This window comes from Janthinobacterium sp. BJB304, from assembly GCF_002735765.1.
Taxonomy (GTDB): Bacteria; Pseudomonadota; Gammaproteobacteria; order Burkholderiales; family Burkholderiaceae_D; genus Janthinobacterium.
In genome coordinates, this window is sequence record NZ_PDZN01000034.1 from 1 (window position 1) to 24,575 (window position 24,575).

Consider the following 24,575-nt stretch of genomic DNA (forward strand, 5'->3'; position numbering starts at 1 on the left):
GGTTTTGGCGGGCGCTCGATCGGCATCGGCACCATCGTCATCGCCCTCGTCGGCTCGTATGTGCTGGGCGTCAATCCCCTGACCCTGCTCAACCTGCTCAGCGGCGGTGGCGGCCAGGTCAGCACCCAGCAAAGCCAGGCCCCGGCGCGCCAGCCGCCCGAATCGGACGAGATGGCCCGCTTCGTGAAAACCGTGCTGGCCGATACGGAAGACACCTGGGGCGCCCTGTTCAAGGCCGAAGGCGGCAGCTATGTAAAACCCAAGCTGGTGCTGTTTTCCGGCAGCATCCCGACGGCGTGCGGCACGGGCCAGAGCGCCAGCGGGCCGTTCTATTGCCCCGGCGACCAGAAAGTCTATCTGGACCTCGATTTCTTCAATCTGATGCAGCAGCGCTTCAAGGTCTCGGGCGAGTTTGCCGAGGCCTACGTGATCGCTCATGAAGTGGGCCACCACGTGCAGAACCTGATGGGCTTGTCCGAAAAGGTCGACAATGCGCGCCGCACGGCCTCCGAACGCCAGGCCAACGCCATGTCCGTGCGCCTGGAATTGCAGGCCGACTGCTTTGCCGGCGTGTGGGCATTTCACGCGAACGCCGACCGCAAGATCCTGGAGCAGGGCGACGTGGAAGCGGCCCTGAAAGCGGCCACGGCCATTGGCGACGATGCGCTGCAGCGCCAGTCGCAAGGCCATGTCGTGCCGGACTCATTTACGCACGGCACCTCAGAGCAGCGCGTGCGCTGGTTCAGCAAGGGCATCGAGAGCGGCCAGATTGCCCAGTGCAATACGTTCGAGGCGCGCCAGCTGTAAAGATCGCCCCCCGTGCCGCCCTGCGCGCGCACGGGGACGTTGCTTCTACTTCAAATCGATACGCCCGTATTGCCCATGCGTCTCGTCATCCGGCCCGGCCGCATAGAACAGCGTATTGACGGGCTGGCTGTTGAGGCCATTGCCGAAGGCGATGCCCCACAAGCCATCGATCGCCAGAGGCGTGCCATCCGTCTTGCGCAGCACGCCAGCGGCGGTACCCGTGTCGGGGTCATAGGCATTGATCTTGCCATCGCCAAAATTCCCTATCAACAACATATTGCTGGCCGTGCCGAAACCGGCGGGCGCCAGCGCCATGCCCCATGGCGCATTCAGGGCGCCGCCGCTCACCAGCCGCTTGATCAGTGTGCCGCCCGTGTCATACACGTTCACGATACCGAGGCCGGCGCCGGCCTCTTCATCGTCGCCGCTGGCTTCCCGCTTCGCGTAGGCGACATAGATGCGCTCGCCAATGGCCTGGATGCCGAACGGCGCATAGCCAGCCGGCAAGGCGGGGTCGCCGAATGCGCCAGGCAGGGCGACCCTGGCGAAGCCGGCATCGAAGACGTCGACGCGCCCGTTGTGGAAATCGGCCGCATACAGGTAATTGGCGCCCGCATAGCGCGAAATAGCCAGGCCCTTGTAGACACTGCCGCCCGCGCTGCCGTCGAACACGACCAGGGCCGTCGTGGGGCTGACCGTGGGCGACCAGGCGGAAATAGTCCCGCTTTCGCTGGCAAAGATGAAGGGGCTGGGCGCCGTCACGCCGTTCTGGCTCAGCTTGAAATCCTGCGTGCCGTTAAATACGATGCCCGTGGGCCCTGCCGGCGTGCTGACCACCAGCGACTGCGGCACGCCGTTGCCATCGTACAAGGTGGACTTCGCCGTGCCGTTATCGGTCACCCAGACGAAGCCGCGCGGATTGAAGGCCACGCCCCAGGCGTTGACAAGGTTGGCGTCCGTGTGCGCGGCGGGCAAGGCTGTCGTGTCCGACACGAGGCTGGTGGCCGCATAGGCACTGCTGCTGGGCGGCATGTGGTTCCTGCCGTCATCGTGACCGCCGCCGCAGGCAAACAGCGACGCGGCGATGCAGGCGCAGGCTATCCTGCTGACATGGTGCGTATTCATGGCGCTTCCTTTCGGCGTGGTGGGAAAAATGTCGCTGCCCGTTGATACCCGCGCACGCCTGAAAGGTTTCGCCTCCGCGAAAAAAATGCCAATTTGCCATTCAGAAAGAATAGGCAGCGCTGAGTACCACTGCCCGCGACGCCGCTTCCACGTAATAGACCGAGCGCGGCGCACCGCCTGAGCTGGCCACCCAGGCCAGTTGCGCATTCCAGTCGCCCAGTGCCGCTGCCAGGCCGATGCTGCCGTCGCGGCGCATACTGGCCGACTCCATGCCAGGGTGCGACAGCGGGCGCAGCACACCGATGTGGGCCACCAGCTTGAACCCGTGTTGCAAGGGATGCAATCCGTTTATTTCGGCGTACAAGGTGCGCATGTCGCGTCCAAAATAATGGGGCGCGAAATAGAGTCTAACGCCAATGCGTTCGGCAGCAAGTCCGGCATACCATTCTCCATAGTCGCTGCCGTGATCGCGGGTCAGCACCGACCTGCTGGCGCCCGCTTCCCAGCTCCAGCCGGACGCCAGGCGCCGTGCCATGCCCGCATAGGCAATCAGCTGGGTGCCGCCCCGTTCGTGCAGGCTGGCGCCCGAAGCTTGCACGCCCCAGTACCAGCTGTCCGGGTCGTCATAATTCAAGGTGAGCTGCGGCACGGGGTGCCCATCGCTCATCGAAACGCCGCGAAAGCGGTAATCGGAGAGCAGCGCGATGTTGCCGCCAACCTGGGCGGCGGCAGCGCCGGCGCACAGCAGCAGCACGGCACCGGCAGTGGCAGTGGCAATCACGGACCCGGGCCGGCAGGCAGGATAGCGGAGGCTGTTGCGCATGAGCAGGGACACGCGCCAGCGGCGCGCGCGATGGTGGCACAGGCGTCGATAGTAGCATTCAAGCGCGTTTCCGGCATGAGCAAACTCTCCAGTTGCGCTGGCATGGCGCCGGGCCGCAATTCGGCCAGCAAGGCCAGCAAGCCAGTGACATGCGCCGCCGCATACGAGTTGCCGGACACGAAGCGCCAACCGCCGCCAGGGATGCTCGTGGGAATGTCGCGTCCGGGCGCCAGCCGAACGGCATGCTGCGGCGCATCAGGCGGCGCAGCGACCGGGTGCGCGTGGTCCTGTTGCGCGACCGCAATCACACCTGCGTGCGAGGCGGGAAAAGCCCGCGCCCCACCATGGGGATCGAGCGCGCCGACAATACTGATGCCGCGCGCCAGGGCGGCATCGAGCAGGCTTTCCAGCAGGCGGTCGGACGGTCCGGACAGGCTCAGGTTGATAATTTTTGCCTGGTGCACGATGGCAAAGTTGAGCGCTTTGCCCAAGGTAAAGCTGTTGCAGCGTGTGCTGTGGTCCAGCTGCTGCCAGCAGGCACGCAAACCCATCAGCCGCGCACCCGGCGCAACGCCGAGCATGCCGCCATTGCCGTCGCGCGCCGCGATGATGCCAGCGACTGCGGTGCCGTGCGCCTCCGCCGCGTAAGGGCTGCCATCGACAAAATTTTCCGTGAGCGCCACCTGCCCGGCCAGGTCCGGATGCCTGCTGTCGATGCCGCTGTCGACCACGGCGACCGTCACGTCGCGTCCGGTGGCCGTGCGGTGCAGCGCGTCCACATGCCAATAGCGGGCGCCGGGCTGCACCGGATACAGCGGATCGACATCCCCCATGCCGGAAAAAAGCCCGACCGGCTGGGCCCATTCCACGCGCGCATCGCGCGACAACAGGTCGGCAAGGCGCTGTGGCTGCTCTCCCTCCCCGTATTCCAACAGGTAGCAATCGAGACCCAGCGCCGGCATCGGCCAGTCGGCGACCAGTTTCAGGCCGTGGCGCCGCGCCAGGTCCTCGGTAATGCGGCGGCGCGCGCTGCGGCCGCCATCGTCGATGTAGCGCCCGCCGTAACTGGCGTCCGGACGGTAGTGCGGGGCGGGCAGGCGCAGCATGACCAGCAATTGGCGCGGCGGCACGGCGCCATTTCCACCGGGAACGGATGCCACGGCATCATCAAGTGCTGGGGCGTCGTGGGCCGGCGCGCTGCCGGCAAGCAGTGCCAGCAAGGCAAGCGCAGGCATGGTCTGGCGCGGCAGGATCACGGCGGACCTCCCCCATCCAGCGTTTCGGCCAGCACAACCGCCGGCTCGGCGCGCAGACGGGTCAAGGCACGCGCCGGTTCCGGCACATTGAGCAGATAGGCGTCGGTCACGGTCGGGCCATCGACCAGACGCGCGTCATTCGCTTGCAGGATGCGGCGCAACTCTTTCTCTGCTGTATCAGGCTTGAAAAGGACAACCAAGTTGCCGGCGCCGGCCGCGCCGCCCAGGCCGCGATAAGCGCCCTGATCAAAGGTGGGCCTGGCCACCAGGAGAACCAGGCCAAGGATGGCGATGAACTGCAGTGCCAGCGCCCAGGGCATCCAGGCCAGGCGATGGAAGGCCGGCCAGCGCCACCGTGGCGCAGGCCGCTCCCGGGCCACTTGCCTGGGCAGTCGTGGCAATAGTTGCGCCAGCGCCCGCTCGACATCGCATTGCGCAGGCGGCAGGTCCTCATCCGCTTCGGCGCGGGTCGCCGCCAGCAGCTGGCGCTCGATCTCCAGCTCACCCTGGCACAGATTGCATGTGGACAGGTGCTGCTCGAGCATGCGTGCATCGCGCGCTGGCAATTGCCCAGTCGCAAGCCATGGCAACAGCGCGCGCGCGGCCTGATGTGCAGGCTCGTCCGGCTTGACGATGCGTCCGTTCATTCGTAGTCCTCCCGCGCCCGCTCGAGCAGCTCCTGCAACTTGCGCCGCGCGTGGAACATGCGCGTCTTGACCGTGTTGACCGGGCAGCCGATGATCGCGGCGATATCGTTATAGCCCATGTCGTGATAATAGGTCAGCAGCACCACAATGCGCTGCGGCAGCGGCAATGCGCCTATCGCCGCCGACAGGGCACATCCCAATTGCCGCTGGCTAAGTTCGTACTCCGGCTCCAGCTCCGGGCCACCCGGATACAACTCCATGTCGGACTCCAATGGTTCGTCGCAGCTGCGGAAACCTTTCAATGCCTTGCGGTAGGCAATCGCGAAGATCCAGGTCGACACCTTGCAACTCCCATCATAGCGCTGCGCTGTTTGCCATACCACCAGCATGGTGTCGTTGACGATTTCCTCGATCAATGGCGCGCTGCGCGTCATCCGACCCAGAAACCGGGTCAGACGGGGGAAGTAGGCACGGTACAGCGCCTCGAAGGCGCGCCTGTCCCCGGCCACGACACGGCCGAGCAGCTGCGCCTCTTCCAGGTTGGCAGCGGTTGCGCACGCGTCCTCCCCGTGTCCCTCCCGCATGGACAATCTCCTTTGTTGCCTGTAAATACCTTACGGCAGACCAATGGTTCTAAGCCGCGCAAAAAATGCACGGCAATCCATGGTAGCGCGCAGAGGCCTTATCAGGGTAACAATATTCTATGGGGGCGGCGGGCGCCTTGAGGAAAGCCAGGGATGCCGCATCAGGGCGTGCCGACGTCGTAGCGCTTGCCCAGTCGTTTCAATTCGCCCGTCTCGATCAGGTTATTCAGTTCCTGGTCGAACTGCAGCCGCAGCCTGTCGAAAGCGGGTGAGCGTGGATAGGCAAAATAGCCGTTTTGCAGTTCGATGATTCTGGGCAGCGGTTTCACCTGGCGGCCATAGCCGAGACGGGCGATGACGGGGTCGGTATTGCGGCGGTTGCTGATGAACACGTCAACGTGGCTGTGCACCAGCATCTTCAAGCCATTTTCCACATTGTTGGCCACGCTGACCTGCAGGCCGGGCCGCACGCGCTCCCAGTCCGCGCCATAGGCCCAGCCATTGAGCAGCACCACCCTGCGGTTCTTCAGCGCCGCGTAATCGCCATCCCAGCCGAAACTGGCGTCCTGGCGCGTATAAAAGACCATCTGGTCCTGGTAGAACGGCTTGTCGGAAAACGCCATGCTGGCGATGCGCTCGGGCGTCTTGTAGGGACCGATGAGGATATCGGCCTGGCCCTGCACCAGCATGGCTTGCGCGCGCGCCCACGGCACCATGCGAAAACGCACGGTGTTACCCGTGCGCGCCGCCATCACGCGCAGCAGTTCCGCGCCCAGGCCGCCGTATTCGCCGCTGTCCTGATATTCGAACACGCGCTCGAACTGCGCACCCACGGCCAGCAGCTCGCGCGCCGGCGCCGGCAAAGGCACGGCAAACGCCGGCCACAGCAGCGCCAAGGCCAGCAGGCGCCGCCCCGCTCTTCTCATCAGCCGACGATGCGCAAAGAGTAATCGGTGGCCCGCACGTCCTTCGTCAGGCTGCCGATCGAGATGCGGTCCACGCCCGTTTCGGCGATGGCGCGCACGGTGTCGAAGTTAATGCCGCCCGACGCTTCGAGCAAGGCGCGGCCGTTGGTGAGGGCCACGGCCTCGCGCATCATGTCGTTGCTGAAATTATCGAGCAAGACGGAGACGGCGCCCGCGTCCAAGGCTTCCTGCAATTGCGCCAGGGTTTCCACCTCGATCTGCACGGGCACGCCCGCGTCGAGGTTGCGCGCGTTTTCCAGGGCTTGGCTGACGCCGCCTGCCGCCGCGATATGGTTTTCCTTGATCAGGATGCCGTCATACAAGGCCAGGCGCTGGTTCTTGCCGCCGCCGACCCGCACCGCATACTTTTGCGCCAGGCGCAGGCCCGGCAAGGTCTTGCGCGTGTCCAGGATGGAAGCTTTCGTGCCGGCCACCACGTCGACATACTGGCGCGTGGCCGTGGCGACGGCCGACAGCAGCTGCAGGAAATTGAGGGCGCTGCGCTCGGCCGTGAGCAAGGCGCGCGCCGGCGCTTCAATCGTGCAGACGACGCTGTCGGCCGTCATCATGTCGCCTTCGGCATAATGCCAAACGATGTCGATGCTGCGGTCCAGGCTTTTCATGATGCCTTCGAACCATGGCGCGCCGCACAGCACGGCCGCTTCGCGCACGATGACACGGGCCGTGACGATGTGGTCGGGCGGCACCAGCTCGCCCGTCAGGTCGCACTGGCCCACGTCTTCCAGCAAGGCGGCCAGCAGATTGCCTTCGAAGGCGCGCGCCAGGGCGGGATCGAAGGGGGCGAAAGAATTAACGAGGGTACTCATGCTGGACCGATTCCTTGGAACAATGTGGTTTCTTTTGCCAGGTCCGCGCCCGGCTTGAGGCCTGCCTTCTTGGCGGCGGCGAAGTCGAGCATGCGATTGATCGAACGCACGGCCAGCTGGCCGACGGCGGGATCGACGTGGATTTCGTTGTGCATGTTTTCCAGCGTTTGCGCCAGATTCAGCAAGCCGTTCATGGCCATCCACGGGCAATGCGCGCAGCTTTTACAGGTGGCGCTGTTGCCGGCCGTGGGTGCTTCGATGAAGCGTTTACCTGGCGCGGCCGCGCGCATCTTGTGCAGGATGCCGTTGTCGGTGGCGACAATAAAAGTGTCCGTGTCCATGGTTTGCGCTGCCGCAATCATTTGCGACGTCGAGCCCACCATGTCGGCCAGGGCCACCACGTTGGCGGGCGACTCCGGATGCACGAGCACCTTGGCTTGCGGATACTCTTCCTTGAGCAAATCGAGTTCGATGCCCTTGAATTCGTCGTGCACGAGGCAGGAACCTTGCCACAGCAGCATGTCGGCGCCCGTCTGCTTCTGGATATAGGAACCCAGGTGCTTGTCCGGCGCCCACAGGATTTTCTTGCCCTGCGCATGCAGGTGGGCAACGATGTCGAGGCCGATCGACGACGTCACCATCCAGTCCGCGCGCGCCTTGACGGCCGCGCTGGTGTTGGCGTAGACGACGACCGTACGGTCCGGATGCGCGTCGCAGAAGGCCGTGAATTCATCGACCGGGCAGCCGAGGTCGAGCGAGCAAGTGGCGTCGAGGTCGGGCATCAGGACGGTTTTTTCGGGACTGAGGATTTTCGCCGTTTCACCCATGAAGCGCACGCCGGCCACGACCAGGGTCTTGGCCGGATGGTCGCGCCCGAAGCGGGCCATTTCCAGCGAGTCGGAGACGCAGCCGCCCGTGGCTTCGGCCAGGTCTTGCAGGTCGGCATCTACGTAATAGTGGGCAACGAGCACGGCTTCGCGCTCGATCAGCAGGCGCTTGATGCGCGTGATCAGTTCGGCTTTTTCGGCCGGGGACGGCGTCGCTGGCGTGCGTGCCCAGGCGTGGGCAGTGCAGCTGGCTCCGTCTTGTGGATGTTCGTACTCGACGGATTTGATGGCTAAAGTTTGCATGGCTGTGTCAAACAAAAACGGGATAGACCGGCACGATTGCAATGAAGCAGGTGCGCCGGAACGAATGAACCGCGGCGCGTCGGTGTGGTGCTCGGTGGTTTGCCTTGTAATGTCGGATTACGCTACGCCTCGGCGGCCCCGCTAATCCGACCTACGCGACCAACCCGGGGAACTCACCCTGACGTAGGTCGGATTAGCGCACAGCGCGTAATCCGACCCAACGTTAGCGTACAAATTAATCGATACCCTGGCTCTTGAGGTAATCCTCGTAATTGCCGCGGTAATCGACCACTTCATCTTCCTTGATTTCGATGATGCGGTTGGCCAGCGAGGAAACAAATTCGCGGTCATGCGACACGAAGATCAGGGTGCCCGCGTATTTTTCCAGCGCGATGTTCAGCGATTCGATCGATTCCATGTCCATGTGGTTGGTCGGTTCATCGAGCATCAGCACGTTGTGGCGGCCCAGCATCAGCTTGCCGTACATCATGCGGCCCTTTTCACCACCGGACAGTACCTTGACGGCCTTTTTCACATCGTCGCCGCCGAACAGCAAGCGGCCCAGGATGGAACGCACGGCCTGGTCGTCGTCGCCCTCTTTCGTCCACTGGCCGATCCAGTCGGTCAGGTTCGTGTCCTTGGCGAAATCTTCCGTCGGGTCTTGCGGCATGTAGCCGACGTTGGCGTTTTCCGCCCACTTCACGCGGCCCTGGTCCGGCTGCAGGCCGGCGATGTCGCCCGCGATGCAGCGCAGCATGGTGGTCTTGCCGGCGCCGTTGGCGCCGATGATGGCGATGCGTTCGCCCGCTTCAACCATGATGCTGAAGTTCTTGAACAGCTGGCGGTCAAAACCTTTCGAGATGTTCTCGACTTCCACGGCCAGACGGTGCAATTTCTTTTCGCCGTCGAAGCGCACGAACGGATAGGCGCGCGACGATGGCTTGATGTCGTCGACCTTGATCTTTTCGATCTGCTTGGCGCGCGAGGTCGCCTGGCGGGCCTTCGATTTATTCGCGGCGAAGCGGCGCACGAATTCCTGCAGTTCCGCAACCTTGTCTTTCGCTTTCGCGTTGTTGGCCAGCTGCTGGTTGCGCGCCTGGGTCGAGGCGAACATGTATTCGTCGTAGTTGCCCGGATAAATCTTCAGGGTGCCGTAATCCATGTCGGCCACGTGGGTGCACACCTGGTTCAGGAAGTGGCGATCATGGGAAATGATGATCATGGTGGAGTTGCGCTCGTTGAGCACGTCTTCCAGCCAGCGAATCGTGTTGATGTCCAGGTTATTCGTCGGCTCGTCGAGCAGCAGGATGTCCGGATTCGAGAACAGCGCCTGCGCCAGCAGCACGCGCAGCTTCCAGCCTGGCGAGACATTGCTCATCGGACCTTGATGCAGGTCAATGGCGACACCGGCGCCCAGCAGCAGTTCGCCGGCGCGCGATTCGGCCGTGTAGCCGTCGTATTCGGACACTTTGCCTTCCAGCTCAGCCGCCTGCATGTAGTCGTCGTCCGTCGCTTCCGGGTTCGCGTAGATGGCGTCGCGTTGCTGGATGGCGGCCCACATTTCCGTGTGGCCCATCATGACCACGTCGAGCACGCGCATGTCTTCAAACGCGAACTGGTCCTGGCGCAGCTTGCCCAGGCGCTCGTTGGTGTCGAGCATGACGTTGCCGCCCGACGGGTCCAGGTCGCCGCCCAGGATTTTCATGAACGTCGACTTGCCGCAGCCGTTGGCACCGATCAAGCCATAGCGGTTGCCGTCGCCGAACTTGACGGAGATATTCTCAAACAATGGCTTGGCGCCAAACTGCATCGTAATATTTGCTGTAGATAGCATGTGATATTGGGTCTTTATTCAGTTAAAACAGCTAGTTAAATACTTTTCTCCCATTATACAGCACCCACCCTCATCACTCTATAGCGGTCCGCCGAGGGCGACCGGAGCACATGCGGAGAAATAATGGCAAGAAAATATGATTGCCGTATTTTAATTTAACGGATACGCTGCGGGGCATCCGTTTCCACCCCTCCATATCACAGGCTTCACTTGAAAAAAATCACCGTCGCCGCGGCCCTGGCCGTCATTGCCGTCGCCGCCACCGCCTACGCTGCGCCGTATTACACCTTGCACCAGATCAAGACCGCCCTGGCCGAGCGCAATGCCGACGCCCTGGCCGAACACGTGGACTTCCCCGCCCTGCGCGCCAGCGTCAAGACCCAGCTCGAAGCGAGCATGGCGCGCAGCATCGCGGCGACCGCCGGCAGCGATAACCCGCTGGCCGCGCTGGGCCAGTCGATCGCCGGCGCCATGCTGGGCAAGATGGTCGATGCCATGGTCTCGCCCGCAGGTGTCGTCGCGCTGGTCAACAAGAGCGCCGTCAGCCCGCAAGCGGGAGCCGCAGGCGACGCGGACGCGCCCGCCGATGGCGCCCGGAAAAAAGCCGCGTATTCCGCAGGCTATGCCGGCCTGAACACCTTCGTCGTGCGCGCACAAGACGGCAATGCGCAGGACGGCGCACTGGTCCTGCAGCGCCATGGCGTGTGGGACTGGAAGCTGAGTTCGATCGAGATTGCGTCGGCGATGGCTGGCCGCTAGCGGCGAGCGAGCGGCAGCCTGCCGGGCTGCCTTGCCCGCCGCCCGCAATCAAAAGGTCATCGGCAGCCTGACCGAGATGGACACATCGGGCGTATCGCGCGTCAGACCGGCGCCCACCGACACGTTCAAGGTCCTGTCCTTGCCAAGGCGATACGAAAAACCCATCAGCAAGGTGCCGAGCTGGGTGCGCACGGAGCCGGGCACGGTCACGCCATTTTGACGCGTGCGTCCAACGCTGCTGTGATCGTAGCCCAGACTGAGCGACGCCTTTTCATTCAGCGCCAGGCCGATGCCAAAATTCACGCCGAAAATTTTCCCCGGTTCGATGGTGCCCAGCGGTTCGCGCACGCCATTGAGCACCAGGCGGCTGACGTCAGTGCGCTTGAAGCTGTGCAGGTAGCTGATGCTGCCAAAGAATACGGCGGGATCGGAGGGAAACAGCCAGGTCAGGCTGGGCTGCAGGGAATAGAAACCGGAGCCGGTGGGCAAGTCCAGCGGCAAGCCCGTGCCTGTCGCATTCTCGCCCACGCAGCGCTGCGTACAGTCCGTGACGACCTGGAAGGGATCGCGTCCGGTGCGCGACTTGAAGCGCAGGCCGGCCACATAATATGGCTTGTCGGCGCCGCCATTGTTCAGTTGGTAACGGGCGGCCACCTCGATATCGCCCAGGGCGCGCCCGCTGGTGTCGAACACCCGCTCCGAGGCCGTGCCGGTAAACAGTTCGCGGCTGACGGTGGCATCCGAGCGATAGACATACGGCACCCTGGCTTCAACCTCCAGGCGGTTGCTCAGGCCGGTACGCACGGCCAGCGCACCGGTCAGGGTATTGCGCTTGACCTCGCGCACATCGATCAGGCCGATCAGCAAGGCGGGAATAATGGTGTAACCGACCAGGGCGACCCTGTTGCTTGAAGAGTAACCGAATTGCATCGAGGGTTCCAGCACGTATGCCCCCTTGGGCGTCAGCACCCCGGGCTGCTCGAACAGCGGCGCCACTTCGGGCGGCCGGACGGGCGGGCTGGGCGCCTGTCCCACCGGCTGCGGCGCTGGCGGCGGCACCTGCGGAGCGGACCCGACGTCCTGGACCTCCGCCAGCGTCAGATAGACACTGCGCAAACCCGTGCCCCGCTGCCTGGCCAGGCGGCTGTTGTCGAGAGGTTCTGCGCCCTGCAGCACATCGATGCGGCGCTGCTGCTCATGCATCGATGCACGCAACGCCTCCAGCAGGTGCCGCTGTTCGGCCAGTTGCGCTTTCAGGCTTTCCAGCTGCGCCGCCAGATCGTCCTGGCCGGCGCCGGGTGCTTGCTGGGCCTGAACGGCGGCACACAGCAACATAGCCGATACACCCGCCGTACCAGATCGCAATAAGTAAAGATGCCGCATAGTCTCTCCCGATGACAAGCCCTGCCTATCAGTAGCCAGCCCTGGCAGCACGACAGCAACGGCCCGGTGCTACTGCACGATGCCGCCCGGCGAATCCAGGCGGCTTGCTGAAAACCCTATTTGGGACCTGCCACCGTGCCCAGCGCATTTTGCAAGGTGTCCTGGAAGTTCGCCAGCTTCAGCAATTGAAGACTGTTCACGCTGCTATTGACGATCGTCTGGGTACGCAAGACCTGGTCATTCAAGCTGTTCTGGATCACGGTGGTCGCCATCGTTTGCGCCATCGGGCCTGGCGAAAATACATTGCCGGCGCCGTTCTGCAAGACATTCATCGACGCGATTGCCGTATGCGCCAGGCTCGCTTCCTCGACGCTCAGGTGCGCCACGTCGGCAATCGTGAACGCCACGCTGGACACCACGTTACCATTGATGCTGACCAGGCGCTCTATCCCGAAAGACAGGCTCAAGCCGCCTGGCACGTCGAAGCCGCCCCGTGCCTGCTCCAGCGTTTCCTCGCTGACCGCCGTCCATCCCGCCGCCGGCGGCTCGGCGCCGGCATTCTGCACGGCAACAAGCAGACACGCCAGACTGGCCGCAATCAACCGCTCTTTCTTGTACATACATCCTCCAGCGTGGCGTTTTCCCGCCATTAGAAATTTCCACCGTCATTCTTCGGCATGGTGAGCTGATCGAGGCCGCTGCGGCTGATCGCCTGTCCCAGTGGCGCTTGCGGCGCCGCACGCCAGTCATCCGCATCGTTGAAGCGGGCCGCCTGCGTTGCCACGTCGGTCGCGGCGGGACCCGGTGCGGCCGTCGTCGCGCGTCCATGGATCACAAACAGCAAATGGCCCTGCCAGATCGTCTCGAAACCGGCACGCGGCATGGCGCGCGTGCCGCCGGCAGGATCGCCGATCAGCACGCGGCTCTGGCTCAGCCCCTTGACCACGACAAAATGCCGGTAGCCTTTTTCGGCCACCAGCACGATGGCGGGAAAGCCCGCCTCAGCCAACTTATCCAGCGGCAACTGAAACCCGTCGGCCAGAAAGCCACGGGTTGCAAGAAAACGCTTGATATCGAGCAAGGAAAATCCCTCCTTGCGTATCTTTTGCTGATCACCTTGCTTATACATTTCCTCAAAAACAAACTCTTCCGTCACTGGATCGGCATAGTGATGGGTCAGCAGCGTGGCCACCGCGGCGGAGCCACAACTGAAATCGTATTGCTGGTGCAAGGTACGCTGGAAACGCGCCTCGCGCATGCTGACCAGCGGCACCTCGAAGCGGGCGCCGAACGCGCCGATATCGGCTGCGCCCGCGCTTGGAGATGCCAGGCCGCCAAGCAAAGGCAGACACAGCATGAGCAGCGCGAGTGAGCCAGGCGTGGCCATGCCTAGCGCAACTGCAAATTGATGATGGTGGCGTTCTGGATCAACACATTGGCTCCCGAATTCTGAATGACGATCGGGATGCCGGAGGCGTTGGCAAACGCGGCGCCATCGATCGTGTTGGCCCCCGTGCTGACGTAGCTGGCAGAGTTTCCGGTGACAAAGCCGCTCAGGCGCGCTTCATTGGTAATCGTCTCGGTGCCGCCACGCGCCTGGTCCAGCGCGTATTCGCCAGCGGCCCGGCCAAGGCCCCCGGCAAAGGCACCATCCGCCTTCAGCGGCATCAGCGCGGTCAGCGAAGTTGGCGATGCAGTAATAATCGGCAGACTCAACTCTGGCCCGGCAAGCAAGGGCAGCGCCATTGCTTCCTGTGCAGCCATGGCACCTGTGGCAAGACAGGCCAGGCTGGCACAGCATATCGAATGAAAAAAAAGGCGCATGCTCATCCCCTTGTTCATGACTTGCGATGCTCCGCCGCGACATTGCCACGGCGGAGCCTGACACTAAGCGGCTCGCCTAGTGTCCCACTGCCAGATTGGCCTGCACCGTCACACTTTGCTGTATCAGCGAAGAAATGCCGCTGTTCTGGCTGATGACAAGCAAGCCTGCCGCCGACTGCGCGGTACCGCTCATGGTGTTGGACATATCGAAGGCGCCTGCATTGACAGCCACCGCACCGCCGGCACCGCCCGTGCCGCCAGCGCCGGTACCGCCGGTTGCCGCGCCGCCCGTGTTGGTGCCACCGTTACCGGCGGCGCCGCCGCTATTGCTGCCGCCACCGGCACCGCCAGCGCCGCCAGCACCGGCAATGGCGCTGCCGTTCGAGGGCGAGCCATTGCTTGCGTTGCCATTGCTCGAAGCGCCGCCAGTAGCGCCGGCGCCACCCGTGTTTTGCGCCATCCCGCTGCTGCCGCCATTTCCGCCCGCGGCACCAGTGGCACCGTTGCCGCCAGTGCTGGTGCCACCCGCACCGGCGCCACCTGCACCGCCGGTACCACCAGTTGCCGCGGCCCCGGCGCCGCCCATACTCGTCAAGGCGGCGCCAGCGCCGCCAGCACCGGAGGCGCCAGCCCCGCCTGCGGCCCCGGCACCGGCCGTATTGGTGCCACCGGCACCACCGGCACCGCCCGTCGCAGTGCCACCGCCGGAGGTGGATACGCCGCCACCCGCATTCCTGGCCACGCTACTGGCGCTGCCGCTGCCGCCAGAGCCGCCAGCGGCGCTGCGGCTGTAGCCACCGTCGCCACCTGGACCGCCGATGGCTTTGCCGCCATCACCGCCGCTACCGCCTGTCGTGCGGCCAGTATTGCCACCAGCGCCGCCACTGGCATCGCCTGCCAGGCCGCCCTTTCCGCCGTTGCCGCCATAGATATCACCGCCGGCCGCGCCACGGCCACCTGCGCCGCCCTTGCCGCCCACACCGGCATCCCCGCTGCTGGCATTCTTGGCCAGTCCACCCGCGCCACCTGCCCCGGCCGTGCTGTCGCCCACCGTCGCAGCGCCATTGATGGCACTGCCATTCCTGGCGTTCCCCCCTTGCGCGCCCGATGCGCCGTCGCCACCGGCCGCCGCGCCGCCTGAGCCGCCCTTGCCGTAGGCATTGCCCCCCTGCGCACTGCCTCCTATGCCACCCTTGCCTGCGCCACCGCTGGTATTGCCGTTATTGGTGGCGACATTGCCGATGTTATTCACCGTGTTGCCCGACACCGCGCCACTCAGGGTGCTCGCTGCCGTCGCCGTCGAGGTGTTGAAGGCATTTGCCACGCTATTGCTGCTGGTGCCGCCATTGTTTGCCGCGGATGAGCCCAACGCGGTGGCATTCGCGTCACCGCTGCTGTTGTTTTGCCCCGTGCTCTTGTCGTTATTCTGGTCTGAATTATTGTCTTGCGTGGCGGTGGAATGCGCGTTTGCCCCGGGCCCGGCACCGGACTGCGTCGTGGCATTGCTCGCCGTCTGGGTATTGACACCCGTGACATTGTCGACCTTGGTCGTGCCATTGTTCTGGGCATGGGCGCTGAAACCGAAGGCCAGCGCTACCGCTGCCGCGATGAGAGTTTTTTTCATTGCAGTTTCCTCTTTAAAAGTTAATCAGGATGCTGGCACCAGACTGAAGCGTCGGGTCCACAGCTTCACAGCAAATTTGGTGCCAGCAATAAAGAACTTGGCCAAGCCATTGAATTGCAACGTCTTATTCCATGATCGTCGGCTTGCATGGCATTCCCCTTGGAAACTTGGCAAACAAAAAACAGAAAACTGTCGCAGCCCTGCGCCACCCGCTTTGCTGCCCCCGCTTGCAACCACAGAAATATCTACACTGAATCAAGCACTTGCAAGGTGGCCTACCCATCCTGCCGCTGACTCAATCCTGTTACACCCTTCCGCTGCGTCGCTGCGCACGCAGGGCGGAAACGCGCCCCTGATGCGCCAGGTTCAACATTCAATATTGAGCTTTTTGATCAGCCGGTACAGCGTCATGCGGGACACGCCCAGGTCGCGTGCGGCCTTGCTGATATTGCTGCCGGCACTGGCCAGGCAGGCCTGCACGGCGTCACGGTCCGCGCGCCAGCGAATACTGCCGAGTTCGACATCGGCGCCTGGCGCGTCCGCAAGCGACAAGCCCAGGTCCTGCGGCAGGATCGCCCTGCCTTCCGCCATCACCATGGCGCGCCGCACCCGGTTGATCAATTCGCGCACATTGCCCGGCCAGCTATGGTTGCAGATCGCCTCGACGGCGGCGTGGCTGAAGCCGCGTACCAGCGGCGCCCGCTCCGACACATAGGTGGCAAAAAAATGGTTTGCCAGCAACATCAAGTCTTCCTTCCGCTCGCGCAAAGGAGGAACATCGAGCGCCAGCACGTTGAGCCGGTAGTACAAATCCTCGCGGAACGTCCCCTGCTGTACTGCCTCCAGCAAATTCACATGCGAGGCAGCAATGACGCGCGCGTCCACGGCAGTGCTGTGCGTGGCGCCGACCCGGTAAATTGTTTTTTCCTGCAGGAAGCGCAGCAAATTGGTTTGCAAGGAGAGCGGCAAGTCGCCTATCTCGTCAAGAAATACCGTGCCGCCGGCTGCCGACTCGATCAAGCCCCGCTTGTCGCGCGTGGCTCCCGTGAAGGCGCCCCGTTCATGGCCGAACAGCTCGGATTGCGCCAGGCCGGCTGGAATCGCGCCACAGTTGATGGGCACGAAGGGGCCTGCCGCCCGCGCCGAATGGCAGTGTATGGCTTGCGCTGCCAGTTCCTTGCCGCTGCCCGACTCGCCCCAGATCAGCACCGGCGCGCTGGCAGCGGCGACCTTGAGGATCTGGCGCCGCAAACGGCTAATGGCGATGCCGCTGCCCTTGAGCGACATGCCCGGCTGTTCCAGCGCGCACAGCGGCGCTTCCGGCATCTCGCGCAAAGTGGCGTAGCCATACGCATGGCCCAGGGTATGCCGCAGCCGCAGCAGGTCGACAGGCAAAGTGTGGTAATCATGGCAATGTTCGCGGACCAGGCGCCGGCATGCGGCCGTCTGCAGGGCGCGTGGCGGAAAAATGCCCACCCATTGCATATCCCAGTGCTGATGCAGGAAACTGTCGATTTCTCCCAGCCCATCGGATGAAGAAATCAGTACCCCAACGGGAAAGGTGTGCGTGCGCAGCGCACGTGCCGCGGCCGCCAGGCCCGTCACGGTGCAGACTTGCCAGCCTTCCCACGCCACGCCAAACTGCTGCATGCCTGCCTCATGCAGCGAACCGTTGCCACTCAAATCGATGCACAATAACTGTCGTTTCAACATCCAGCCTCCGAATGGACTGTGAGCATCAGAAAACATCGCACCATCGCGTCCCGCAAGCAGAGCTGCCCTGCAGGCAGCCGGATAAGCTGTCGCACTCTGTCCAGCCTGTCTTGCTTTCCAAAATAATAAAAGCCGAAGAGCAGACTGGCGCGGATGGACACCATCACCGCCACCTATCTGCAGTGAATGGAAGCCTTAACAATCAATGACTTAAGGTAAGGGCTGGCGCAACATGCGAAATGGAACAGCCCTCAGGCAGGGTAGCGAGATTTGTGTATATGTGTGACAATCTTATTGATGTATATCACTGTGGTACTAAAAAATACTTTTTTTTATGGCGAGTTTGTATTTTCTGCCACACAGCGTTTTCCATAATCATCCAAGGTGCGGCTCAGCCGTTCGACATCTTTTTGATCAAGGAAGATGCGCCTCCACGAGATCCCCATGCTGACCAAACATGTTTTTACGCTGGCCATCGCCGCCTGCCTCGCCAACACGGCCCTGGCTGCCGGCCCGCTTGAGCAAGCCGAGCGCAGCCACGCTGTCGGCTCGCGCATGCAGGCGGAAACGTCCAGCGCCGCCGATCCCGACGCTCCCGCGCCGCTGCCCGTGCCCAGCGACATCTCGCTCGCCGAGCTGGAGCGTCGCTGGGCGCTGGGACAGGCGCAAGCGGCCGAAAAACACTGGACCAGCGCGCTCGACCCGGCCCCGCTGACGGCCCTGGCGCAGCAGATGGATTGCCAGGATATCGTCGGCGTGCAACCGTTCGGCTTTCCGCTTGAGCCAGCGCAAGCGACCGTCCTGAGCGGCGCCCACCTGCTGGCCCGCTGTCCGGACCGCGCTTACGTGACGATCACGGCAATGTCGATGGCGGGCAAGGCGGGCAAGCGGGCCTCCCTCAGCCCGCAGGCGTTCAGGCACACGGTCGATGGCCGGCCCGCGCGGCGCCTGTATTACAAGGCGCCCAACGGCCGCCAGAAGGAATCGCTGACCATCATCGATGGCAGCTATGCGTATGCGCTCGAATACTGGTCGCTCGATGACAGCCAGCACAGCGGCATGGTGGGCATGCGCCGCATGGAAACATTAACGTTGCCGCAACAAGCCGGGCAAAAATAGTCGAAATACTGTATATTTATACAGTTATCGACTATTTTCCTGCCCGCCATGCCCGCCAACCAGCACCACGCCTTGCCGTACACCATTTCCGTCAGCGCCACGATCGATGCGGAGGTCGAGCAAACCATCCTCGACGGATTGAACGCCTATAACGATGCGATCACGGGATACCAGGACAGACAGGTGTTGAGCGTGGTCGTGCGCGACCGCGACAGCCAGCGCGTGCTGGGCGGCGCCATGGGCCGGACCTCGCTGGGCCTGCTGTTTCTCGATTTGTTTTATTTGCCCGCCGCCTTGCGGGGGCTGGGACTGGGCAGCCAGGTACTGGCGCAGTTCGAAGAGGAAGGCCGCCGGCGCGGCTGCGCCTCGGCGGTGCTGTACACCATCAGTTTCCAGGCGCCCGAATTTTACGAGCGCCGCGGCTGGCGCCGCTTCGGCGACATCGCCTGCAGTCCCGAAGGGACGAGCCGGGTCTTCATGAGCAAGACCCTGTAGGCTCCCTGTAGGCTGTCAACGGCAGCGGCCGGCGGCAAACCGGCCGCCAGCTGCTCTCCGATACCGCTGCTTACATGCCCAGCGATTTGAGCAGGTCGGCGTTGTCGTCGTCTTCCGGTTCCGCTGCAGGCGCCGGGGCGGCGTCGCGTTCGCGGTTCGCATACTCGCTATCCATCAGCGAATCGGCGTCGATTTCGCGCGAATCGAAATCGTGCAGCTTGATGAACTCGGTACGGTCGATCGCCAGTTCCAGATAGAAAATATTATTCTTTTCCGTATAGAAAGTGACGCGGCGCATTTCCGGGCGGTCCAGCGGCGTATCGACGCTGAGCATCACTTGCTTGTTCAGCACCAGCATCTTCGGCTGGCTCTGGGTGATGTTCGTTTGCAGCTCGCGCCGCACCTTGCCCGTGAAGTCGCCGACAATCTGGTTCATCAGTTCGCCCATGATGTTCGACACTTCGTCCGACGTGTAGAAGCTGGCCAGCTCCGACTTCGGCATACCCATGTGCAACATGTAGCGCTCGTAGATTTCCATCGCCGTATCGGCGGCGAAATTGAGCACCACCAGGCCCGTGAAACCGCCATCGAACATCACGAAGCAGCCGATGTCGGGCTTGAGGCCCGTCTTGGTGATGCGCTGCACCATGCCCGAATAATTGACCTTGCTTTGTGTTGCCACGTTGAGCACCCGAACCACCGAGTTGCACAAACTCATCAACAAATCTTCTGTACCGTACACAACATCCTTTTCTGCATCCATGAGCAACCTCTCCTACTATTTTAAAGATGACAGCACTGTTCCCTGCCCGCCGCGAGCCGAAACATGACCGTTTCGCTCAGCAAGCGGACGACTTCACCTTTGCATGCCTGACCTTGCGTGGCAGTGCGCGCCGCGATGCCGCCGGCCCGAACCGCCCTCTTACCTTTTTCTGTATAGAAATAAGTATCAGATGCGCAGAATACCGAGATGTAACATTTCCGTCCAGCCATACCTGCATTTACTTGACGATCTGTGCGGAAATACCATAGCTGGCCAGGACACGGGTGCAGGCAGAAGAAATAGTAACTAAAAATCAAGTGCGCGCAAGACCACGCTGCTGACCAGCAGATCGCGGCTCAGGTAAGCGAAGGCGCGCTGGCCGATGCGCAGGCGGTGGCTGTCGAAGATGTCCAGCAAGTTGCCGCCCTGCTCCTGGTCCAGGCTGTGCAAGGCCGTCACGGTGATGCGGCAGGTCTTTTCCGCCCCGAAGACGGACAAATGGAAGCGAATGGCATCGCCCGCCGGCTCGAGCGCGATGCTGTCGCGCAGGATTTCATAGGGCATGGGCTGGCATCCCGCTGTGCGTATGTTCCGCTGGCCCCCGGCACCATCTGACTGACGGAATCGCCGAACAATGACGCTCAAGCTCGGCGCGGTTTTCTGCTAGGAATAAATGCATCATGACGTGTACGGCAATCTCAATGATCAATAACAAGCAAGCGTAGCGCGATGGCTCGTCAACTACCGTCTGTTACCGTACATATTCAACCGCGTGCCTGCCTTGGGGCCGTGCGGCGCACGTCCCGGCCCTCCCCCTGTGCTATTGTCGTCAGGTACATCACCAGGCAGGAGCCATGCATGAGCAACATCGTTACCAGCGTCTCGTTCCGCCACATCGATCCGCGCCACAAGGAACCGGGCCCCAGCCGGGAATTCATCAACCAGAACATTCTGCTGCCGCCGGGTGCCCATCTGCCGCGCATGGGCGAAGCGATCGAACTCATGCACTGGGACTTGAACCGCGACATGAAATCCGGCGTGTATTCGGTCCTGTTCATCCACACGCGCATCGCCTTGTTTGATGGCAATGACAAGCCATCGGGCTGGCACACCACGATCACCGTGGGCCCGCAGTCCGACGAAATCGACCCGCGCTTCCTCACCGCCCCCTCCTGACAGCCGTGCGGCCCTTGTTGCGGCCAGGCCCCAGCACTTAAAATAATGATTTATATTAAAGATTGCTCGTGACGCCATGCGTTGGCTTTGTCGCGTGCATGGCATGAGAAAGCGAAATAGATGAGCACACTTCAAGAACTGGCAACGGCAGAAATGATGGCTGCCATCAATGCGTGGTTTGACGAGCGCCTGCAGCGCACCGATCTGCAGTCGTCCCTCGACCGGACAGGCATGCAAGTGGGCATCTTCAACGATTTCCTGCTCGACTACAAACCGGGCCGCACGACGGCTGACGATTTCGACTTCGGTTACGACGACGATGAGCGCTCCAGAACGCCGGCCCGTCTTGATGATGCGCAAGTGCGCGACCTGATCGCGCCGCAGCTGACGGCGCTGGTGCAAGCGCGGCTGGCGCCGCTGGTGGACACGCCGATGATCGATTACCGCTTCACGTTCCGCGGCAAATTCCAGACGGCGCAGCGCAAGCTGCACCTGACCTTGCTGGAATACGTGAATGACAATAAACGGCAACTATTGCTCGAACGCATACACGCATATGTCGACCGCAAGCTCACGCACGGCACCGATCCGACGGAAAAGCTGGAAACCTTCTTCCTCACGCGCCACCTGCTCGACAAGCAACTGTTCCCGCAACTCGACGTGGCCTGGACCATCGCGCAATTCGAACGCATCCAGGCCTTGAACAAGGCCAGCCCGGACACGCTGGCCGAACACCGTCACGATATCATCCGCGCCATCACCGGCTGGGCGGAAAACGAGTTCCTGCCGCAATACTACGACCGCGCCCAGTCCGCTTACCGCGCCACCGAATACGCCTTGAAAGCGACCGTGGCGCTCGATGCGCAGGCCATGCGGCCGATCGACCTCCTGTTATATGGCGCCGTCATGATACTGCGCCATGAACCGAGCTACGCCAAGTCGAAGGGCCTGAAATTCCTGGAAATCGCGCGCGAACTGGGCAGCGAGCGGGCCGTGCGCATGCTCAAGGAAGGCAGCGGCGCTTTCGCGCCCGACGCCATCCACCTGAAAAACGCGCAGCTGGAATGCCGCGCCAATGACGTGTTTGCCACCATCAGCATCACGATAGCCCGGGAAGAGGAAGGTGCGTATGCGCAGGCGCTGGCCTTCATCACGCGTTTGCTGAACAACGGTTTTCCGAAAAGCTGCCAGATCAAGCTCAAGTCCAAGGTCAAGGCATACCTGCCGATCAAGGGACTGGCGAAATCCGATACGCACCGCTTCTTTGCCAACGCCCTCGCCTACGCCGCCCTGCAGCCGCAACTGGAAGCGTATGCGCGCGCCGCCATCGAGCAATTCGAATTCTATGCGGACACGGAAGGCGAAAAGAATTGCATGCCCGGCAGCTACGCCACGTTCGGGCTGGGCCTGCTCGATGCGCGCTATTTCCCGCTGGTGCAGCACTACATGGCCAACGTCGACGAGGAACACCAGTCCGTGCAGGACCAGTTCACGGCGGCCTTTGCCGAGCAATATGGCGTCACGCGCGACTCCGCTCCAGTGCTGGCGGCGTGCCTGCGCGCTTGCACGGACAACGCAAAGGTCAAGATCCAGGCGGAACTGGAAGAGGTGGAGAAACTGGAACTGTTCTGCCAGCAACTGCAAGGGCTGGAAGGCTATCTGGTCGAGCACATGCTGTATCCCATCTGGGGCAAGCTGGAAAAACTGGCCACCCTGGCGCGCAAGGCGCAAGGCCGGCGCAAGGAACTGCTGCTGGCCTTGCTGGAAGCGGCCAGCAAGGCGGATGCCTGAGGTGCGCCACCTTCTGTGCGCAACATTATGACTTTCACCATTTATAATGCGGGCGCCATAGTTGCCATAAGGCATTTTTTGGCGCCTGACATTGAATCGTGGAGAAAATACATGCACCAAACAGTAACAACATCGCGCACTGCCCTGCTGGCGGCAGCCTTTGCCGCCGTGGCGCTGGCCCAGCCCGCCATCGCCGCGGAAACCGCCGTCGAACTCGCGCCCGTCGACGTGGCCAACCTGTACATCAAGACCATCGTCAACCAGGATGAAGCGAGCGTCGCCAAGCTTAACGCTTACCTGCGCCCCACCCGCCTGGCGGGCAAGCAGAGCGCCGAGTACGCGTCGTACAGCGACCTGAAGGCGGCCGATGCCAAGTTCCCGACGGAAACCGGCAAGCTGATCGCCGATCTGTTCCCTGCCGCCATGCGCGCGGCCGTGACGCCAGCCGCCGAACAGTTGGCCGCCAATGTCATCGCCGCCAAGAATGGCGCCGCGTGCCAGGCCACCAAGGCGGCCCCGGTGACGGTGGAAAACGGCATGCAGACGGCTGCCGTCAGCTTCGAATGCCAGGTCGTCAAGGTGCCCGTGGCATGGGCGCCTGCCGCCCAGCAACTGGCGAAGAGCGGCTGCAAGGTCGAGCAATGCAAGGCCGGTCTGCAAAAGATCGCCGCCACCTACACGAGTTCGCCGAAGCAGACGTGGCGCGCCGTGTTCGCCGTCAGCCGCGAAAAGAACTCGGAAGCCTGGCGCAACGATTTCGCCCGCGAAACCTTCGATGAAATCTGGGAATACCTGTAATCCCGACCTCGTTTAGAATGGCTGAATGGACAAATTGACACCGGTACCACAGCCTGCGGGCCTGGCCTTGCTGCGCTTGATCGACCCCGACCATGTGGAAGGCGCGGTGGTCGCGCAAGCACTGGCGCAAGACTTGCCTGCCCTGCACGCCAGGCAATTGCTGGCGCTGCTGCGCCGGCTGCGTGCCGCGCAATCGAATCAGCAGGATTATGCGGGCGCCAGCCCGGCGCAGGCCGAACAGCAGTTCGGCGCCGCCATCGCCGCCGTCAAGGCGGAGCTGGCCACGCGCCCGCACATTCCCAACAAGCAGGAAGCCAAGGCCCTGCGCCAGGCGGCGGCAAAGAGGCGCTGAACGAGGCGCAAGCCGCCCGCCAGCAAGGCCGTTTCGTGTGGGCAAGGACGCCAGCCCCCTCCTATAATCGGAGACTCTCCTGTTTCCGCTCTTGAAAGGCATCCCCATGTCCACACGATTTTCCCGCCACGTAGCCGGCTGCGCCATCCTTGCCGTCGGCGGCCTGGCCGCCATGCAGGCTGCCCATGCCCTGGAGACGGGCCCCATCGACGCGCGCGTCGTGTGGCAGGAGCGCTCTTTGTCGGCTTGCCGCAGCGAACAATCGCCCACGGCGCCCGACGTCTGCCTGCTGCGCACCATGCAGCGCTCGGGCGCCCGCCCGCAAGCCATCGCCGCCGCCAAGATGCTGGTCAAGGCAAACAAGGCGGGCTTCATCTCGGCCTGGCGCCCGCTGGGCAAGGCGGCGCTGGCCACCGTCAACTATCCGTTCCGCGCCAACACGAATGAAGGCAGTCTGCTGATCGGCAGCGATGGCGCCGCCATCGACGTCGACGAGGACTCCGTGCGCGAGGAAGACCGCGCCACACCGGCCTGGCGCGCGTTTGCCGCCGCCCACCCAGACTCTGTCCCGTTCGCCCTCGCCGACTTTATTGGCAGCACGGCGACCGCCGATGGCGGCCAGAGCGTGCTGTTTTCCACGCCCCTGATCACCTGCCACGCCTGCGCCGAGGATGGCGCGCTGCTGGTTGCCTACACGATCGACAAGGCGGGGATCGTGCGCGAGCGCAAACTCTTGACGATCAAGTAAGACTGCCTCAAAGATAAGATAGAATTGCTTGG

General features: G+C 62.9%; 26 protein-coding genes. 9 read left to right on the plus strand and 17 right to left on the minus strand.

Annotated features, from left to right (window positions below):
• Positions 1 to 807: neutral zinc metallopeptidase (locus tag CSQ95_RS27455; protein WP_099411795.1), on the plus strand; the 807-nt coding region annotated here is incomplete at its 5' end.
• A 45-nt stretch (positions 808 to 852) separates the two neighbouring features.
• Here CSQ95_RS27455 and CSQ95_RS27460 read toward each other — a convergent pair.
• The 9 genes from CSQ95_RS27460 to CSQ95_RS27500 form a co-directional block, all read right to left on the minus strand.
• On the minus strand, positions 853 to 1,932 hold the full coding sequence (locus tag CSQ95_RS27460) for a TIGR03118 family protein (RefSeq protein WP_099411796.1): 1,080 nt from the start codon (positions 1,930 to 1,932) through the stop codon (positions 853 to 855).
• Between the two features lie 100 nt (positions 1,933 to 2,032).
• Complete coding sequence (locus CSQ95_RS27465) at positions 2,033 to 2,713, minus strand: TorF family putative porin (protein ID WP_180279189.1); 681 nt, start codon at positions 2,711 to 2,713, stop codon at positions 2,033 to 2,035.
• On the minus strand, positions 2,710 to 4,011 hold the full coding sequence (locus tag CSQ95_RS27470) for a S8 family serine peptidase (protein WP_257218250.1): 1,302 nt from the start codon (positions 4,009 to 4,011) through the stop codon (positions 2,710 to 2,712). The genes CSQ95_RS27465 and CSQ95_RS27470 overlap by 4 nt, the downstream gene beginning before the upstream one ends.
• Positions 4,008 to 4,658, minus strand: coding sequence for a zf-HC2 domain-containing protein (locus CSQ95_RS27475; RefSeq protein ID WP_099411798.1), 651 nt, complete (start codon positions 4,656 to 4,658; stop codon positions 4,008 to 4,010). The genes CSQ95_RS27470 and CSQ95_RS27475 overlap by 4 nt, the downstream gene beginning before the upstream one ends.
• Positions 4,655 to 5,242 (minus strand): RNA polymerase sigma factor, encoded by a 588-nt coding sequence (locus CSQ95_RS27480; protein ID WP_099411799.1) that lies wholly within the window; start codon positions 5,240 to 5,242, stop codon positions 4,655 to 4,657. Before CSQ95_RS27480 ends, CSQ95_RS27475 begins: the two co-directional genes overlap by 4 nt.
• A 161-nt stretch (positions 5,243 to 5,403) precedes the next feature.
• On the minus strand, positions 5,404 to 6,168 hold the full coding sequence (locus CSQ95_RS27485; RefSeq protein WP_099411800.1) for an ABC transporter substrate-binding protein: 765 nt from the start codon (positions 6,166 to 6,168) through the stop codon (positions 5,404 to 5,406).
• On the minus strand, positions 6,168 to 7,034 hold the full coding sequence (gene nadC / locus CSQ95_RS27490; RefSeq protein ID WP_099411801.1) for a carboxylating nicotinate-nucleotide diphosphorylase: 867 nt from the start codon (positions 7,032 to 7,034) through the stop codon (positions 6,168 to 6,170). The genes CSQ95_RS27485 and nadC overlap by 1 nt, the downstream gene beginning before the upstream one ends.
• Complete coding sequence (gene nadA, locus CSQ95_RS27495; protein WP_034756048.1) at positions 7,031 to 8,164, minus strand: quinolinate synthase NadA; 1,134 nt, start codon at positions 8,162 to 8,164, stop codon at positions 7,031 to 7,033. Before nadA ends, nadC begins: the two co-directional genes overlap by 4 nt.
• A gap of 235 nt (positions 8,165 to 8,399) precedes the next feature.
• Complete coding sequence (locus CSQ95_RS27500) at positions 8,400 to 9,998, minus strand: ABC-F family ATPase (RefSeq protein ID WP_034756044.1); 1,599 nt, start codon at positions 9,996 to 9,998, stop codon at positions 8,400 to 8,402.
• Positions 9,999 to 10,208: 210 nt separating this feature from the next.
• On the opposite strand from CSQ95_RS27500, the gene CSQ95_RS27505 reads away from it, so the two are divergent.
• Entirely contained in the window at positions 10,209 to 10,757 is a 549-nt protein-coding gene (locus CSQ95_RS27505) for a DUF2939 domain-containing protein (RefSeq protein ID WP_180279190.1), read from the plus strand.
• Positions 10,758 to 10,805: 48 nt separating this feature from the next.
• Here CSQ95_RS27505 and CSQ95_RS27510 read toward each other — a convergent pair whose 3' ends face one another.
• From CSQ95_RS27510 to CSQ95_RS27535, 6 genes are all read right to left on the minus strand, one after another.
• On the minus strand, positions 10,806 to 12,092 hold the full coding sequence (locus CSQ95_RS27510) for a PspA/IM30 family protein (RefSeq protein ID WP_257218251.1): 1,287 nt from the start codon (positions 12,090 to 12,092) through the stop codon (positions 10,806 to 10,808).
• A gap of 164 nt (positions 12,093 to 12,256) precedes the next feature.
• Positions 12,257 to 12,760 carry a hypothetical protein gene (locus tag CSQ95_RS27515; protein WP_099411804.1) on the minus strand — a complete coding sequence of 168 codons (504 nt, stop codon included), beginning with the start codon at positions 12,758 to 12,760 and terminating at the stop codon, positions 12,257 to 12,259.
• Positions 12,761 to 12,789: 29 nt separating this feature from the next.
• Positions 12,790 to 13,497: a C39 family peptidase gene (locus CSQ95_RS27520; RefSeq protein WP_257218252.1), complete on the minus strand. Its 708-nt coding sequence runs from the start codon at positions 13,495 to 13,497 to the stop codon at positions 12,790 to 12,792.
• Positions 13,498 to 13,529: 32 nt separating this feature from the next.
• On the minus strand, positions 13,530 to 13,982 hold the full coding sequence (locus CSQ95_RS27525; RefSeq protein WP_143450114.1) for a hypothetical protein: 453 nt from the start codon (positions 13,980 to 13,982) through the stop codon (positions 13,530 to 13,532).
• A gap of 58 nt (positions 13,983 to 14,040) precedes the next feature.
• A complete protein-coding gene (locus CSQ95_RS27530; RefSeq protein ID WP_099411807.1) occupies positions 14,041 to 15,588 on the minus strand; it encodes a hypothetical protein in 1,548 nt (515 codons plus the stop codon).
• A gap of 366 nt (positions 15,589 to 15,954) precedes the next feature.
• Positions 15,955 to 17,301, minus strand: coding sequence for a sigma-54 dependent transcriptional regulator (locus CSQ95_RS27535; protein WP_099411808.1), 1,347 nt, complete (start codon positions 17,299 to 17,301; stop codon positions 15,955 to 15,957).
• A 444-nt stretch (positions 17,302 to 17,745) separates the two neighbouring features.
• Between CSQ95_RS27535 and CSQ95_RS27540 the strand changes: the two genes are divergently transcribed.
• Positions 17,746 to 18,420, plus strand: a complete 675-nt coding sequence (locus CSQ95_RS27540; protein WP_099411809.1) for a hypothetical protein — start codon at positions 17,746 to 17,748, stop codon at positions 18,418 to 18,420.
• Between the two features lie 48 nt (positions 18,421 to 18,468).
• Positions 18,469 to 18,915, plus strand: a complete 447-nt coding sequence (locus CSQ95_RS27545) for a GNAT family N-acetyltransferase (protein ID WP_099411810.1) — start codon at positions 18,469 to 18,471, stop codon at positions 18,913 to 18,915.
• A gap of 70 nt (positions 18,916 to 18,985) precedes the next feature.
• On the opposite strand, the gene CSQ95_RS27550 is transcribed toward CSQ95_RS27545, so the two are convergent.
• Both CSQ95_RS27550 and CSQ95_RS27555 read right to left on the minus strand, forming a co-directional pair.
• Entirely contained in the window at positions 18,986 to 19,678 is a 693-nt protein-coding gene (locus CSQ95_RS27550; RefSeq protein WP_070218387.1) for a DUF3334 family protein, read from the minus strand.
• A 306-nt stretch (positions 19,679 to 19,984) separates the two neighbouring features.
• Positions 19,985 to 20,242 (minus strand): DUF1488 family protein, encoded by a 258-nt coding sequence (locus tag CSQ95_RS27555; RefSeq protein ID WP_070218388.1) that lies wholly within the window; start codon positions 20,240 to 20,242, stop codon positions 19,985 to 19,987.
• A gap of 294 nt (positions 20,243 to 20,536) precedes the next feature.
• On the opposite strand from CSQ95_RS27555, the gene CSQ95_RS27560 reads away from it, so the two are divergent.
• The 5 genes from CSQ95_RS27560 to CSQ95_RS27580 all read left to right on the plus strand — a co-directional run bounded on the left by CSQ95_RS27560 (position 20,537) and on the right by CSQ95_RS27580 (position 24,543).
• On the plus strand, positions 20,537 to 20,854 hold the full coding sequence (locus CSQ95_RS27560; protein WP_099411811.1) for a hypothetical protein: 318 nt from the start codon (positions 20,537 to 20,539) through the stop codon (positions 20,852 to 20,854).
• 120 nt (positions 20,855 to 20,974) lie between these two features.
• On the plus strand, positions 20,975 to 22,645 hold the full coding sequence (locus CSQ95_RS27565; protein ID WP_099411812.1) for a DUF6138 family protein: 1,671 nt from the start codon (positions 20,975 to 20,977) through the stop codon (positions 22,643 to 22,645).
• Positions 22,646 to 22,756: 111 nt separating this feature from the next.
• Complete coding sequence (locus tag CSQ95_RS27570) at positions 22,757 to 23,443, plus strand: hypothetical protein (protein WP_099411813.1); 687 nt, start codon at positions 22,757 to 22,759, stop codon at positions 23,441 to 23,443.
• 25 nt (positions 23,444 to 23,468) lie between these two features.
• The gene (locus CSQ95_RS27575; RefSeq protein WP_099411814.1) at positions 23,469 to 23,795 is read left to right on the plus strand and encodes a hypothetical protein; all 327 of its coding nucleotides are present in this window, start codon (positions 23,469 to 23,471) and stop codon (positions 23,793 to 23,795) included.
• Between the two features lie 106 nt (positions 23,796 to 23,901).
• Positions 23,902 to 24,543, plus strand: coding sequence for a hypothetical protein (locus CSQ95_RS27580; RefSeq protein ID WP_099411815.1), 642 nt, complete (start codon positions 23,902 to 23,904; stop codon positions 24,541 to 24,543).
• Positions 24,544 to 24,575: the final 32 nt, after the last annotated feature.